The 14,398-nt window shown below is 43.2% G+C and carries 14 protein-coding genes and 1 pseudogene; 4 read left to right on the top strand and 11 right to left on the bottom strand.

All coding sequences use genetic code 11. The features are described 5' to 3' along the window. Position 1: 1 nt before the first annotated feature. The 6 genes from IJI01_RS09465 to IJI01_RS09490 form a co-directional block, all read right to left on the bottom strand. Positions 2-724, bottom strand: a complete 723-nt coding sequence (locus IJI01_RS09465; protein WP_292189280.1) for a hypothetical protein — start codon at positions 722-724, stop codon at positions 2-4. Between the two features lie 34 nt (positions 725-758). Next, the gene (locus IJI01_RS09470; RefSeq protein ID WP_292189282.1) at positions 759-926 is read right to left on the bottom strand and encodes a hypothetical protein; all 168 of its coding nucleotides are present in this window, start codon (positions 924-926) and stop codon (positions 759-761) included. Positions 927-944: 18 nt separating this feature from the next. Then, the gene (locus IJI01_RS09475; RefSeq protein WP_292189285.1) at positions 945-1,739 is read right to left on the bottom strand and encodes an acyl-CoA dehydratase activase; all 795 of its coding nucleotides are present in this window, start codon (positions 1,737-1,739) and stop codon (positions 945-947) included. Positions 1,740-1,955: 216 nt separating this feature from the next. Beyond that, positions 1,956-3,731, bottom strand: a complete 1,776-nt coding sequence (locus IJI01_RS09480; protein ID WP_292189288.1) for a 2-hydroxyacyl-CoA dehydratase family protein — start codon at positions 3,729-3,731, stop codon at positions 1,956-1,958. Beyond that, complete coding sequence (locus tag IJI01_RS09485; protein WP_292189291.1) at positions 3,731-4,924, bottom strand: 2-hydroxyacyl-CoA dehydratase family protein; 1,194 nt, start codon at positions 4,922-4,924, stop codon at positions 3,731-3,733. The genes IJI01_RS09480 and IJI01_RS09485 overlap by 1 nt, the downstream gene beginning before the upstream one ends. A 20-nt stretch (positions 4,925-4,944) precedes the next feature. Beyond that, a complete protein-coding gene (locus tag IJI01_RS09490; protein ID WP_292189302.1) occupies positions 4,945-5,712 on the bottom strand; it encodes an AAA family ATPase in 768 nt (255 codons plus the stop codon). Positions 5,713-5,948: 236 nt separating this feature from the next. Between IJI01_RS09490 and IJI01_RS09495 the strand changes: the two genes are divergently transcribed. From IJI01_RS09495 to IJI01_RS09510, 4 genes are read left to right on the top strand one after another with little or no spacing between them, the layout of a single operon-like run. Continuing rightward, entirely contained in the window at positions 5,949-7,160 is a 1,212-nt protein-coding gene (locus tag IJI01_RS09495; protein ID WP_292189304.1) for a 2-hydroxyacyl-CoA dehydratase family protein, read from the top strand. Then, positions 7,157-8,845 (top strand): 2-hydroxyacyl-CoA dehydratase family protein, encoded by a 1,689-nt coding sequence (locus tag IJI01_RS09500; protein ID WP_292189307.1) that lies wholly within the window; start codon positions 7,157-7,159, stop codon positions 8,843-8,845. The genes IJI01_RS09495 and IJI01_RS09500 overlap by 4 nt, the downstream gene beginning before the upstream one ends. 27 nt (positions 8,846-8,872) lie before the next feature. After that, positions 8,873-9,100: a hypothetical protein gene (locus IJI01_RS09505; protein WP_292189309.1), complete on the top strand. Its 228-nt coding sequence runs from the start codon at positions 8,873-8,875 to the stop codon at positions 9,098-9,100. A 15-nt stretch (positions 9,101-9,115) separates the two neighbouring features. After that, positions 9,116-9,355 carry a hypothetical protein gene (locus IJI01_RS09510; protein ID WP_013281163.1) on the top strand — a complete coding sequence of 80 codons (240 nt, stop codon included), beginning with the start codon at positions 9,116-9,118 and terminating at the stop codon, positions 9,353-9,355. Between the two features lie 24 nt (positions 9,356-9,379). On the opposite strand, the gene IJI01_RS09515 is transcribed toward IJI01_RS09510, so the two are convergent. The 5 genes and pseudogenes from IJI01_RS09515 to IJI01_RS09535 all read right to left on the bottom strand — a co-directional run bounded on the left by IJI01_RS09515 (position 9,380) and on the right by IJI01_RS09535 (position 14,274). After that, the gene (locus tag IJI01_RS09515) at positions 9,380-10,273 is read right to left on the bottom strand and encodes a DUF362 domain-containing protein (protein ID WP_292189313.1); all 894 of its coding nucleotides are present in this window, start codon (positions 10,271-10,273) and stop codon (positions 9,380-9,382) included. A gap of 11 nt (positions 10,274-10,284) precedes the next feature. Continuing rightward, entirely contained in the window at positions 10,285-10,470 is a 186-nt protein-coding gene (locus IJI01_RS09520) for a CooT family nickel-binding protein (RefSeq protein WP_013281167.1), read from the bottom strand. A gap of 103 nt (positions 10,471-10,573) precedes the next feature. Continuing rightward, positions 10,574-12,001 (bottom strand): rhamnulokinase, encoded by a 1,428-nt coding sequence (gene rhaB / locus IJI01_RS09525; protein WP_292189317.1) that lies wholly within the window; start codon positions 11,999-12,001, stop codon positions 10,574-10,576. 152 nt (positions 12,002-12,153) lie between these two features. Continuing rightward, positions 12,154-13,001, bottom strand: a pseudogene (gene rhaD, locus IJI01_RS09530) (rhamnulose-1-phosphate aldolase). Between the two features lie 22 nt (positions 13,002-13,023). After that, a complete protein-coding gene (locus tag IJI01_RS09535; RefSeq protein WP_292189320.1) occupies positions 13,024-14,274 on the bottom strand; it encodes an L-rhamnose isomerase in 1,251 nt (416 codons plus the stop codon). Positions 14,275-14,398: the final 124 nt, after the last annotated feature.

The raw sequence follows: 14,398 nt of genomic DNA on the forward strand, positions 1-14,398 counted from the left end.
ATTATTTTTGCTTTTTACCCAAATGAAGTTCTTTCATACCTTCCACCTCATCACATACAGGCTTCATGCTGCAATGACCGCAGTCAGTAGGCATTCCGTCCAAAATGTGAGTAAGTGTCTTGGTGATAGTATCAACCTTCTCAGCATTAGGAAGTAACTTCTGAACCAGCTCTTTATCCGTAATGAAAGCTATGCGGACATTCTTAACCCCTGGAACCTCTTTATATTTTTTGATATAAAGAGCTCCAACCTTGGCAAAGGTAATACCGTTTGCAAAGGCTCCCTCACTGATCCTGATCTGTTCCTGATTGCTTCTTGCTGATACTCTTACCATGTAGCCCTTGGGAAAAACATGGTATCTGACAAATTCCAGATTACGAATGGCTGCAAAAGCCTTCTCCTGGTCCTTGTCCTCTTCCAAATCTTCTGTCTCCAGAACAACCACTCTGGCAAAGGCCACATCGCCTTTAATTTCATTTATATCAGCGCCATAAACAAGTATTTCATCCTTATCTACAATCCCTGATGTTGTAACCAGCGTGTAGTTAACGGATGGCTGTCCGCCGCTTCCAAGCTCAAGCGCAACATCTCTTTGCATTATGAACTCGCTACTGCCGTTGTCTTTCCAGGAGCTACCTTCATAAGGGTATATCTTTACCTTGTCATCCCCAAAACTATTAAATGCATTCAGGGTGTCTGATATAATTCCATCGTATAATTTCATGCTATCGTAATTCCTTCATGTATCTTGTTTTCTATCAGAATCTGATATCTGATTTCTTTTTGTCAAAGATCTTATTGACCACGGTATATAACCATGCCATCAGCTTCTGATCAAGATTCCAGAAATAGATAACAAATAAAACGCCTGTGACTACAGTCAGCACTTTTATTATTTTGAAAAAGATTTTTAGCGCTTTATCCATGAATTGTCCTCTCTTTAATTATTTAGCAAGGCCCTTCTGTCTTGCGTACTCAGCTGCACCAAGAGCTCCCATAAGCTGTGGATCGATTGAAAGCTCAACAACCTTAAGCTTGAGAACCTGCTCAATAGCTGCCTTAAGGCCATCATTCTTGGCACATCCACCTGTAAGTGTGATAGAATCTGTAGCTCCAGCCTTCTTGGACATTACAAAGCATCTCTTAGCAACAGCCATCTCGATACCTGCTGCGATCTCATCCATAGGCTTGCCCTCTCCTACGAGAGTTATAACCTCTGACTCAGCAAATACTGTACACTGAGCTGTGATAGGAATAACGTTCTTAGCCTTAAGTGAGAGCTTGGAGAAGTCCTCAAGACTCATTTCAAAAGATCTTGCCATAGCCTCAAAGAATCTACCTGTACCAGCAGCACACTTATCGTTCATGGCAAAGTTTTTAACTGTTCCGTCGCTGTCGATGGCAATACCCTTAACGTCCTGTCCACCGATATCGATGATAGCCTTAACGCTAGGATTTGTAACATGTACGCCCATAGCATGGCAGGAAATCTCAGAAATGTTCTCATCAGCAAATGGAACCTTGTTACGTCCATATCCAGTACCAATAAGATATGTAAGATCCTTGGCACTGCTAAGATCAGGAACCTGGCTTACTACTTCCTTCATAGCCATTTCTGCTGATTCCTGAGCAATGATCTTACTCTTAATAGTGGTGTTAGCCACCATCTTGCCATTCTCGTCAATAATAACTGCTTTTGTGTAGGTAGAACCTACATCACATCCTCCAAAGTATTTCATTTATATACTCCCTTCTATTCATATCTCATTGATTATGTTTTTCTGCTCATAGTGCTATTCATTTCGTAAAGCCCAATACATTCATCTTATCGTGCAATGGCACTCAAAGATGAATTGGTCTTTACTCCATAGCACTAAAATCGCATCAAATACATAATCAATTTCGATATTGTATCATTATTATTTTATTATTATATCAGTACGTATTACCCTCTCTTACCAGGTGGTGTCATCCTCGAAGTCTTCTAACGACGGGTCTATAGGCTCGGCCTTCATAACGGTTCTCATGAACTCGTTGACCTGAGCACGCATATCTTTTCTGGATACTGTTCTTGGATCCATCAGATCGTGGCTTACCCAGAGAAGCTTGATTCCGCGCTCTCTCGCCTGATCTTCAAATAAGCCCTGAACTGTTGCCATGTTCTTACAGGATACGTGCTGATACATCAGAACAAAATCTACATTCCACAGTTCGCACTGTCTCCAGAGCTCGGTAACAACATGATCGTAACCACCATTGGTGTGACGTCTCATTACCATTCGCTCATAGAGTCTTGCAAGATCCTTAAGGGCTTCTTCCTGATTCTCTGTCTCCAGAGGCTTGGTGAAGTTAAGTGACTCCATCTCTACCAGAATATCTACGCCCCAGCAGTTAGCAAACCAGTTGGAGAAGTTCGCATAGTAGTGAGCTGGGATAGACCATACGATAGCTCTGTATTTCATCTTGCCACGCCATGGCTCATCCTTCATCTCATAGGCCTTCTTCATGAGTTTGTCTACATTGTAGAAGGTCTTGATGATTCGTGGATCAAGTCCGCCGTCCATCTCGTAGTTCCACTTACGGAACAACTCGTAGCATGGACCGATGAGCTGTGGATCAGGTGTCTGGTTGATTTCCCACTTCTCAAGCTCGTACTTGGTCTCAATGTTGAACCTCTTCATAGCTGCAAAGTAAGCATCCCAGTTCCACTTAGCCCCAGTGTTTTCTTCGATAAATTTGATACATCCCTTAATATCTTTGACCGCTGCATCCATAATGGATTCGTCCTCATATCTAACCGGGAAAGCCAGGTGATATGTAGGAAGATCTCTGAATCTACGGCTCGTATAGGATGATGCCATTACTGAACCATCGCAAGGCATTGAGCTTGAAATAAAGCAGGCGCCCATGTGAGGCAGCGCATCAACTACTGCTGCACCACACTCGGATGACGGAACAGGGCATGTATCTGACGGAAGTCCATAGGACTCAACAGCGTCAATATATGGCATGCAGGCCAGCTGATCAATCTCTGACAAAAGAAATACTGGCATCAGCTGATATGGGATTCCGATAAGGTCTGGGAATCCAGCCATAATCTGCGACATTGTCATCTCATCAAAAAGAACTATCTTCTTGGAGAGCTCTGTGCAGTTACCAACCTTCTCATCTGATTTCATCAAAAGAACCAGATTCTCGGCAACGTATCTAAAGATAGCGTATATAAGTTCATGATGCATCTTGAGGGCTCTTCCGCGAAGTCCCAGGGTGTTCTTGTCCATAAAGGAATGACAACAGAAGTATGAAATCATCCATCTGTAATGAACAGCTCCCATCATAGCTGGAACAAGATCCTGTGAGAAGGTTGCAAGAAGCATTCCCCACATCTTGGCCCATTCGTAGAAGTCAACGCCTGTGTCCTTGACGCCTCGCCACTCACGTCTAACTGTGGCCATCTTGCCGTTGGCATAGAGCTTACCAAGCTGTTTTTCTCCGTTTAATACAAGGTCCTTGACCTCATCAGGAGACATATTTTTGAGAAGATCAAGCTCGTGAGTAAGGCGCTTCTTGATACCTTTGGCATCCTTGTGAGCAGCCTTGGCAACGTCGCTCCAATCTGTCTCTTTGACTATCTCGCCCACAATACCGGCTATTTCCTTCATGTTCTCAGCCTGGGCTTTCCAGTCGATATGGTCTTTTAATCTGAAGTTCTTGGGATCAATGTAATGCATTACATTACCTCCCTTCTTCTAATCTTCTTGATCTCCAATGCCTCAACAAAGGCCTGGAATCTGGTACGCAGCTGACCAGAATTATGTACGTTATAGGATCTGTCAATCGAAAGGGTTGGCCATCCATATTCCTCAGTAAGAATGTGGCTTGCCAGAGGTCTTTCAAATGCCCAAAAATCGCAATACTTCATCTGCTCGTAAATGATACCGTCTGCCTTGAACTCTTTAGCCAGGCGATCCGCTGTATCTTTTCTCTGCTGAACCTTCTCTTCTGCCATGTACCTTGGGCATTCAGAAGTCAGCATGTAATGTCTTGCAATCTGCCTTACTACATCTTCATCGTCATTGAGCTTGATCTCTTCTCTTCCAGGGAAAGAACCATAGCAGTATCTGTCAGCAACGACCATAGCTCCTGCTTCCTCAAGAAGTCGCGTAAAGTTAAGGTCATCTACCTCTGAGCCAATAACAACCACCCTTGCCCTGAATGGATTCTTTTCATCAGGCTTTCTATTCTTGAGTTCTTCTAATGTTTCTTTGAGGAGTGGCAGAATCTTGGCTGTCGGGCAGCAATAGCTTGCAAGACAGATAACGTGAAATTCATATCCAGTTATGCGAGGATTCTCTTCCTTGCGGAAGTTACCAATCTCAGTGATAACACGACACATCTCGTTGTGAAGCTCTACAGCCTTGCGGATTGCAGCGTCAGAAACATCTGTACCGAGCTTTTCATGCATCACATCAAGGAGCCTAAGTCTCATCTGAGTTGCCACTTGATCGAAGTTGTACTCTTCAACCTTGTAAGGAACATCAGTGTGAGTCACAAAGAAGTGTGGCTTCTCGTTGCACTTAAGGATCTCAATGTGTTCGTAGCATCTGTTCATGGCTGAGCAGGCATCAACACCAGCGATTCCATCAAGGAAACGATATCCGCCCTCAATACTGTTCTCCAAAAGAGATCTTGCAAACTCACAGGTGTAGTTGGACATATAATAGGTAGATATATCTATCGATCCAACTCTTGGAGCTCGCATTCTCACTGAGAAACAGTTGTCGACATTAAGAAGCACCTCTGGCATGTGGTAGCAGGTATAGCCAATTGCATACTTGCCTTCATCCTGTGCTTCCTGCACCAGAGGATTGGATGCATCCTCCAGCCATTTCTCAAAGGTGATCATGTGCTTTAAATCTTGCATTTATATCCTCCTTTTATAAGTTACTGGTCTATAACATCCATGTTGCGAAGAGCGTTTCGTACGCCTTCAAGAATCAATGAATCTTCAGGTAACTTGAATACACTGTTTCCCTCTATGTCATTTTCAGTCATCACATCATCAGGTTTTATGACGGCCACCACTGGAACACCGCCGATTGAATCTGAGTCAACCTTGTCTGGAAGTGGTGCGCGGTTGATAATAAGGCCGATTTTGTCGTACATTACCAGGTCATCTGCTACATTTTTGATGGTCTCGATGATCTGAAGGCCCTTACGGCTCTGATCAGACACACAGATAAGATGCGTTACCTTCTCAAGTACACGCCTGTTGATCTGCTCGATGCCGGCCTCACCATCGATTACCACATAATCGAAATCATCCACAAGCATCTCGATAACCTTGCGCAAATATGTGTTGATAGCACAATAACAGCCTGCAGCCTCTGGCCTTCCTATAGCCAGAAATGCAAACCCGTCCTTCTCTACCATTGTCTCGTATAATTGGAATTTGGCTTCTGCAAGAATATCCTGTGTGTCCCTTAGTTTCCCCGTAACGTCCTCAGCAACCTTCTTCCTGATCTCGTCCAAAGTAAGCTCTGGTCTGACGCCAAGTGCAACCGATAAACCGACTGCAGGATCTGCATCAATTGCAAGAATCTTAGAATCCGGATATACATCCGTTAAAACACGCACAATACAAGCTGAAAGAGATGTCTTGCCTACACCCCCCTTACCCGTTAGTGCAATAATCTTGGTTTTTTCCCCCATTAAGAAAGCAATCCCCCTACCATCAAATGTACATATAATTATTTTAGAACAATTAATGTTTTTTTCCCATGTCACTTTTGTAGAATTTTATTTAAAATTATAGTGCAATTTACTAAACGCATTTTCATTCAAGTTTCCGCCACATTATGATAAAATCAAATATATGTAAAAGCACATTTTTTACCAGTGCCTAAATACATGGGTTTTACAATTTTTATAAGGGGGAAAAACTAAATATGAAAGATCTCGTGCATATCTTTGAGCTCGAGGACTTGTTACAGGAAGCGAATAACGAACTTATTCGCAAGGCTAAGGACGATGGCAAAAAAGTTCTCGGCTACACCTGCTACTTTATGCCCGAAGTGCTCTTAGACCTGCCAGGCTGCGTTTCTGCGCGCCTTCGTGCTCCTCGCAGCACTTCACCAGACATGGCAACTTATTATATGTCAGGCCGCACCTGTATGTATGGCAGGTGTTTATTAGAGCGTGCTCTCGAAGGCGGTTTCAACTTCCTTGACGCTCAGATGGCTACAGAAACCTGTACCGTCACCTGTAGATTCCAGGAGCATTTACAGCTCATGGATATCATCCAGAATCCAAACTTCTTCTGTGAATTCACGGATGTTCCATTCAAGAAAAACGACAACTCAATAGAGCATTATGAGAACCAGCTTAAGGTTCATGTTCTTGACAAGCTTCATGAGCATTTTGGTATTGATACCAGTGATGAAGCTCTTTTAACTGCGATCAAAGAACACAACGAAGTCTGCAGGCTCATTACAGAGATTGGCAGCTACAGAAAGCTCGATGAGCCCACAATCACAGGCACAGAGTTTTCTATTATTATGCTCTCCACCTTGGTTTGTCCTAAATATCTTATTATCGATAAGCTTCGCGACATTGCTGAACAGCTAAAGACTCGTGAGCCCGATGTCAAAAAGACCTACAGATGTAAGGTTGTATTATCCGGCTCCGAAGAGGATGATCCTAATTTCATCAAGCTCATTGAGGAATGTGGAGCTCTTGTTGTAGCTGACAGACACTGCTACGGCTCTCTCCCAGGCCGCGAAGAGATTGTGGTAAAAGACGGTGAGTCTCCTCTCCGCGCTATTGCAAGGCACTACCTTGGGACCAGTAGCTGTCCAAGATTCATGGAGCAGCATGTCATGAGACAGAGGAAACAAGAGCTTGCTGACATTGTAAAAGAATACAAGGCAGATGGAATCATCATTTCCCAGATGAAGTTCTGTGAGTACTGGAGCTATGAGCGCACCATTGATACTATCGTTATGCAAAAGGAATATGGTATCCCTGTCTGCTCCATAGAAAAAGAATACGTCAACAACGCCGTTGGACAGCTTCGAACCAGATTCCAGGCCTTTGTTGAAAGTATCGAACTTAAAGCTCTTAAGAATAATGACAATTCCAAAAAGGAGGTTACAGCATGAAGCTTAATGATATAAAAGCCAAATACAGAGAGCTTTTTGTTGTAGAAAAAGCTCCTGAAGATAAGAATAAACCTAAAGATGTTAAAAAAGCAGTCAAAGATTTCTGGTATGGTAAGCCCCATGAAGAGAGACGCCTTGGCGATCTCTACGTTGGAGATACTGGTCTTTACAAGCACCGTGAGTGGCGAGGCGTCAAAGACACCATGTACTATTTCAATATGGTATGGCTGTACAACTACGCACACATGGTAACTGATATCATGAAGTACGGTGATGGTACTCCCAAGAGCGTTGTAGACTTTGCCAAAGGCGTAATGCGCTACCGCTGGATGGGACAGACCTACCTTACTGTTATGCACTGGTTTGACAGAGGTATGGAGGGTATGCGCGGAGAAGCCATGAGAGCTTCTGCCTGGCACTACCGTGGAATGGTAAGTGAATCCATTCGCCAATTCCAGCGTATGTTCGTTTCAGATAAGAAGATTCATGGAGGAAAAGAACCAGAAACCTGGAAAAAGAATATCGCCCACAACGAAACAGTTGGCGGAAGCTTCTTTTACCCCTTCATGGACGAGTTGGAAGAAGTCCCTCTTGAGATGATTCCATACTTTGTATCTGTTCACGTTAACAGCCACACTGTACTTAACTACATCGATGCTGCCCAGTCCATCGGCCTTCCATCAGATCCTTGTCCTATGTGTCAGGCTGAATATGGTCTTTTTGTACTGGATGACTATCCAGACTTTGCTCCTGCCATGGTAACCTCTAATGAAGCCTGTGATGGCTCGGTTGCTACAAGTGTTCTTCAGGACTGGTTCTTAAACCGCCCTCTTTATGCACTTCCTCAGCCTATGAGATACGATGACCCTCTGGTTCAGAAGCACTGTCAGAAGGAAATTGAGAACTGCTGGAAGTTCATTGAAGAACAGTATGGTATCAAGTTTGACTGGGATCAGTATGTTAAGCACGCAGAGGCTTACAATAAGCTGACAGAATTTGAATGGGAAAAATGGGATGTTGCAGCTAACACACCTTACTATCCTATTAGCGGCGTTGCGCAGGCTCTTTACCGTATCTATTATTCTCAGGTAGGCGACAGGCCAATCTGGCATGAGATGGATGAGCACGTTAAGCGCATCATGAACAAGACAGTCAAGAATAAGATTGAAACCTTCCCTAAGACAAGACATCGTGCTATTGCCTGGAGCTGTGCTCCTCTCTACTACTCACACTGGTGCACATGGGCTTATAACTGCTGGGGAATCAACTGTGTAATCAACATGGATTCACTTATGTTTGATCAGTACCTTAGAACCGATACTTACGAGCACGCTCTTGAAGACCTTGCCTGGATGAACGAGAAGGCACCTATGAGAGCCATGGCTGTTGGTGGTCATGAACATATCCTCTCACTCTTTGACTACATGGAACGCTTCAACTGTGATATGGTAATCATGTACGATCAGCTTCAGTGTAAAGGAATGCAGGGTATCCACGGTGTATTCGAGGATGAATTCAGAAAACGTGACATCCATGCTATCTGGATTCCACACGCTCTTCCAGAAAAGAGAACTGTTTCAAGAAAAGAAATCCGCCAGATCATCAATGACTATATGACAACAGTCATGCACGAAGAGCCGCTTGATCCTACACTCGTGGACTTCGACGATGATAAGAGCTGGTAAAAGAAATAACAAAACGAGGTAGACAAAATGAAATCTATATGGAAACTTTTGGGAAAATTCCTTGGATTTACTGCAGTAGTTTATGGCATTCTCTTTGCAGTATTTTACTGGGATCTTGATGGTAAATTCATGTATTACATCTGGGAGCCAATGATGATAAAGAGATTTGACAACATGAAGCGTGCAGATAATACAAGCATTCCTTATCTCCAGAAGGATAAGGTTGCTCCCGATGAATACACACAGATTTTGTAATAGGAGGCTTATAAAATGTCAGAGCATGAACACCATCATCACGAACACGGAAGCATAGATTCTCCCGAAAAATTAAAAGCACTGCTCCATCATATGTATCATCACAACGAAGAGCATACTGAGGAGCTCCATGCTATAGTACATGCACTTGAAGACCAGGGTAGCCCTGATCTTGCCGCCAAGGTTTCACAGGCAATAGACGAATACACAAAAGGTAATAAACTTCTGGATGAAACGCTAAAAGAGCTGCCATAAGGCAGCTCTTTTACATATTTTTCTTCAAATTTCTATCAATTCGTATTCTTTAACTCCAAATCCCATTGCAGCAGCGGCGTCAATTGTATGCTCACCATTTTGCCTCTGAACTCTTTCAAGGAAATGGTCACGTCCCGGGTCTTCTGATTTATAAATCAAATCCATGCAAGCTCTGTCTATAGCTATAGGATCAGTAGAAGCCAGAATTCCAACATCAGCCATACAAGGATCCTCTGCTATTGCACAACAGTCACAGTCAACAGACAGATTCTTCATTACATTAATGAAGACCATGTTGCCCTTAAAATAATCAACTACTGCAGAAGCTGCCTCTGCCATTGATTCAAGAAATGCATCCTGAGGTGGAAGATCTCCCCAGACAATTCCCTGCTCCTCTGCCTTGACATATTTTCCTGCAGAATGAATATTGACCTTGCCCGCTGTAGATGCACATCCTATTGATAACTGCTTGAGTGCTCCGCCATAGCCTCCCATTGGATGGCCTTTAAAGTGAGACAACACAAGCATCGAGTCATAATTTGCAAGATTCTTACCAACAATATCGCTCTTTAGATGATTCGGATGAGCTATAGGAAGCTCCATATCAGGGCCTTCAGCATCCATAAGATCAACTACAAAAAAGTCATTCCAGCCATGTTTCCTTATCAGTTTGGTATGCTTATCAGTATAGTTTCTCTCACCATCATAAGCAGTGTTGCATTCTACTACTGTTCCGTTTACATATTCAACCATAGTTTTGAAAAACTCAGGTCTTAGGAAATTCTGATTTCCATCTTCTCCTGAATGAACCTTGACAGCAACTTTTCCCTCAAGCTTCTTGCCAAGTGCCTCATACATCTTAACAACCTGCTCAGGTGTTATTGTTCTGGAAAAATAAACTTTAGAAACTGATCCCATAAACGTCTCCTTCATTTGCAATCAATCTTAAGAACCGCTCCAGTTAAATCTGCAAAGGTAAGATTTCCCCTGATAACTTTTTTCTCCCCCATCAGATCGACTAAAGTAATAGAATCTCCATCAATAGAAAGAGACTGAACATACTCCATAAGTATCTCATCCGGATTATCTGCTCTTACAGCTGTCGACAAACACATAAGCTCCCCTCCTGCTAATTTAATTAATACTATTATACTATTTTTCCGGAATCATTACTCAATCGGAGTAAAATCTATAATACTGGTGATTTGCATTTACAGTTCAGTATCTCACAACTCCGAAGGAATCAAAAACACATTTTCTAAATTCATTCAGATCTGCAAATACGCCATCTGCAAGCATCTGAGCACCGATATTGCCAATGGCTGTAGCTTCTCCAGGGCCGGCATTGACTACTCTTCCTGTCTCCTTGGCTGTCAGCTGATTAAGATATACAGCATTTGATCCGCCGCCAACGATGTTGACGTTGTCAAAGTGTTTGCCTGTGATAGCTTCAATCTCTTCTGTTGCCTGCTTGTAGCAAACAGCAAGGCTTCTGTAGATAACTCTGGATAACTCCCAAGGCGTCTGTGGAACCTGCTGGCCACTTTCTTCACAGGCCTTCTGTACCTCTTTTACCATGGAATCAGGATTGAGGAATCTGGCGTCATTGGCTGGGACTACAGAATCAATTGTCTCCTTGGCCGCTCTGTCACAGAGGTTGGCAAAAGAAAAATCGTCAGCCGCGCTCTTTCCCGGGTAATCGTAGCCCTCTTCAAATTCTTTTTTAACAGACTGGATCATCCAAAGTCCCATGATATTCTTAAGGAATCTGTATCTGTGCTGATAGCCGCCCTCATTAGTAAAGTTGGCCTTCTGAGCCTCCTTGGTGCAATTGGCCTTTTCAAGCTCGCAGCCCATAAGAGACCAGGTGCCTGATGAAATATAAAGAGTATTCTCATCAGTACAGGGAACGCTCATAACGGCTGAGCCTGTATCGTGAGTTGCTGGAAGAACAACGGTGCAGTTAAAACCAGCCTTATTCTCAACGTCCTTTTTAAGTGGTCCAACTACTGTTCCAGGCATAGAGAGCTCTCCAAAGAGCTCATCAGGATAGCCGAGCTTCGAGATAAGCTCGTGGTCCCAATCTGCAGTCTGTGCGTTGACTAGCTGAGTTGTGCTGGCATTTGTATATTCCTGCTTGCGAACTCCTGTAAGAAGGAAATGGAAGTAGTCAGGAACCATAAGGAAGGTTCTGGCTCTTTCAAGCTTCTCTGGCTTTCTGACCTTGGTGGACATGAGCTGATAAATGGTATTAAAGATAGCCTTCTGAATTCCGGTTCTGGCATAGAGTTCCTCTTCTGAGATGATCTTGTAGACCTCCTCATCCATCCCTTCTGTTCTGCCATCTCTGTAGGCGATACAATCGCCAATTCTGTTATCATCCTTATCAAGAAGCACATAGTCTACACCCCAGGTATCGATACCCATAGTAGCAGGAATCTTACCGAGCTCCTTGCACTTCTTCATGCCTTCAAGAATTTCTGAAAAAAGTCTTTCGGTATCCCATACCTGATGCTTACCCTTTTCATCCATTCCATTATAGAAACGGTAAACTTCTTCTAAGACAATCTTGTCATCCTCAATATGGGCGAGGATGTGGCGTCCGGAAGAAGCACCTATATCAACTGCAAGGTAATATTTCATCATATTGTAACCTCCCATATTCTCAGTTATAGAAAGACAGCTGATAATTTGATATTATCGGCAAAAGGATATGCAGATAATCCGATTTGATGCTTAGCATCATCGGAGGATTAGATGCATATTTTTGCAATATATCAAATTATCAGCGTCCTAATTCATACCTCTCCTATGATGTCGCTTTTCTTATCGTAGAGGAAATCTTCACTGATATTAACATTAAATGGAGCGTTAAGTGCTCTGAAGTCAGCTGGCTCGATTGTCTGTCTCTTTCTGTCTGTCATGGACATAACCTTAACAAGAATCTCAGCAGCCTTCTCTACCGTGTGCATAGGCCAAAGGTAATATCAAAGTCTGTTCCGCATGCAAACATTCCATGATGAGCCCAGATTGCTACATCCTGTCTCTTCATGATCTCAGAAGTAGCAACTGCGATCTCTCTTCCGCCTGGAACCATCCAAGGCACAACGCCAATACCCTCAGGGAATACGATTGGACACTCTGTAGCCATCTCCCAAATTTCTCTTGTGAACACCTTGCCATCAAGTGGAAGTACAAAAGTAAGAGCAATTGTGTTTGCTGGGTGGCAGTGATATACAACTCTGATCTCAGGGTTACGAGCCTTACATACTTCGAGGTTCATAAGGTGTGAAGGAAGCTCAGAGGTTGGTCTTCCTCCCTCTACAAGCCCCCATACAATCTTGTACTTCTCACCAGCATCGTCAACCCTGATGATACATACGTTAGCTGCAGGATCAATCTCTACATTTCTAAAGTACTTGCCTGAGCCTGTAACCATGAAGTACTCACCAGCAAGACCAGTGACTGTTGTACCAATTTCCTTCCACTCGCCTGACTCATCAAGATCATCTGCTACTGCGGCAATCTCCTCAGCCTTAATTCTATAGCTAAGGTTTCCGCCATTTCTCTCATGCCATCCCTGATAAAATCCATCAACGCACAGACGGCAGAATCCCTGTGCAAATTTCGAATCCAAAACCTTCATTTTTCATATCTCCTTTTATAAATCAGGCTCTCTTTGAAAGAACCTCTTTTTCATATTTTGCGCAGTCTGCAAACCAGTCTTTTTCAAGAGCTACGCCCTTAGACTCGCAGTAGTAATCCCAAACATCACCAAATGGCATCATCTTGAGCTGCTCCTGAAGTGACATGAGCTCTGTGAAATTGCAGCTATCCTGAAGCTGTGTAAACTTATCCATTGGCTGAAGCTCAGCATACATAAGAGCCTTAAGGAAGTTTCTCATGCCGTTAGTCCAAGCAGAAATTCTGTTGATGCTGGCATCAAAGTAGTCCATTCCAATGTAGAATCTGTCTGCGCCGTTTCTAACGATCTCCTGAGCAAGGTCTCTTGCATCGTCGTTGAAGATAACAACGTGGTCTGAATCCCAGCGTACAGGGCGGGATACGTGAAGTGCCATCTTGTCATTGAAAAGAAGCATTGAAGAAAGCTTATCTGCAACGTTCTCTGTAGGATGGAAATGTCCTGTATCGATAAGGCACATTACATTATTTTGGGCAGCATAGTTCATGTAGAACTCGTGGCTTCCTACTGTGTATGACTCAGCGCCGATTCCAAATACCTTGGACTCAACAGCGATTGCTACCTTAGACTTGTCATAATCTATAGAAAGAATCTGATCAAGAGAATCCTTAAGTCTTGCTCTTGGAGCCTTTCTGTCACCTGGTACATCCTTAAGTCCGTCAGGAATCCAGATGTTCATCATACAGGTCTGACCTGTCTGCTCTGCAAAATACTCAGAAATTCTGATGCAGGCCTGACCATGTCTGATCCAGAACTGTCTGATCTCCTCATCTGCAGATGAAAGTGTAGCTACATCTGACTTAGGATGGCTGAAATATGTAGGATTGAAGTCAACTCCAAGTCCCCTTTCCTTGGCAAACTCTGCCCATTTCTTGAAATGTTCTGGCTTAAGAGCATCTCTGTCAGCCCACTCTCCATCTTCAAAAATTGCATAAGAAGCATGGAGATTTATCTTGTGCTTACCTGGCACATATGAAAAAGTCTTATCCATATCAGCCATAAGCTCCTCTGGAGTTGTAGCCTTGTATGGATAATTACCTGTTGTCTGAATACCACCTGTAAGAGGTCCTTTCTGATCGAAACCAATTACATCATCCCCCTGCCAGCAGTGCATTGAGAGCTTGATATTAGAAAGTGCTTCTAATGCCTTATCTACATCAACACCAATCTCTGCATAACGTGCTTTTGCGTCTTCATATCTTTCCTTAACTGTCATTTTCTTTTCCCCTTTCTGACAAAATATCCTCTTAAATAAGAGCATACTCGGAATATTACAATTATTTAAGGTCGGTAAAAAACAATTTTTACGTCCTTTCTTGCAATTTATCATCCGAGCTATT

Origin of the sequence: Butyrivibrio sp. (assembly GCF_017433805.1) — a bacterium.
GTDB lineage: Bacteria > Bacillota > Clostridia > Lachnospirales > Lachnospiraceae > Butyrivibrio.

Coding starts and splice junctions, on each gene's coding strand:
- IJI01_RS09465 (WP_292189280.1), bottom strand. CDS start 724: ATGAAATTATACGATGGAATTATATCAGACACCCTGAATGCATTTAAT.
- IJI01_RS09470 (WP_292189282.1), bottom strand. CDS start 926: ATGGATAAAGCGCTAAAAATCTTTTTCAAAATAATAAAAGTGCTGACT.
- IJI01_RS09475 (WP_292189285.1), bottom strand. CDS start 1,739: ATGAAATACTTTGGAGGATGTGATGTAGGTTCTACCTACACAAAAGCA.
- IJI01_RS09480 (WP_292189288.1), bottom strand. CDS start 3,731: ATGCATTACATTGATCCCAAGAACTTCAGATTAAAAGACCATATCGAC.
- IJI01_RS09485 (WP_292189291.1), bottom strand. CDS start 4,924: ATGCAAGATTTAAAGCACATGATCACCTTTGAGAAATGGCTGGAGGAT.
- IJI01_RS09490 (WP_292189302.1), bottom strand. CDS start 5,712: ATGGGGGAAAAAACCAAGATTATTGCACTAACGGGTAAGGGGGGTGTA.
- IJI01_RS09495 (WP_292189304.1), top strand. CDS start 5,949: ATGAAAGATCTCGTGCATATCTTTGAGCTCGAGGACTTGTTACAGGAA.
- IJI01_RS09500 (WP_292189307.1), top strand. CDS start 7,157: ATGAAGCTTAATGATATAAAAGCCAAATACAGAGAGCTTTTTGTTGTA.
- IJI01_RS09505 (WP_292189309.1), top strand. CDS start 8,873: ATGAAATCTATATGGAAACTTTTGGGAAAATTCCTTGGATTTACTGCA.
- IJI01_RS09510 (WP_013281163.1), top strand. CDS start 9,116: ATGTCAGAGCATGAACACCATCATCACGAACACGGAAGCATAGATTCT.
- IJI01_RS09515 (WP_292189313.1), bottom strand. CDS start 10,273: ATGGGATCAGTTTCTAAAGTTTATTTTTCCAGAACAATAACACCTGAG.
- IJI01_RS09520 (WP_013281167.1), bottom strand. CDS start 10,470: ATGTGTTTGTCGACAGCTGTAAGAGCAGATAATCCGGATGAGATACTT.
- rhaB (WP_292189317.1), bottom strand. CDS start 12,001: ATGATGAAATATTACCTTGCAGTTGATATAGGTGCTTCTTCCGGACGC.
- IJI01_RS09535 (WP_292189320.1), bottom strand. CDS start 14,274: ATGACAGTTAAGGAAAGATATGAAGACGCAAAAGCACGTTATGCAGAG.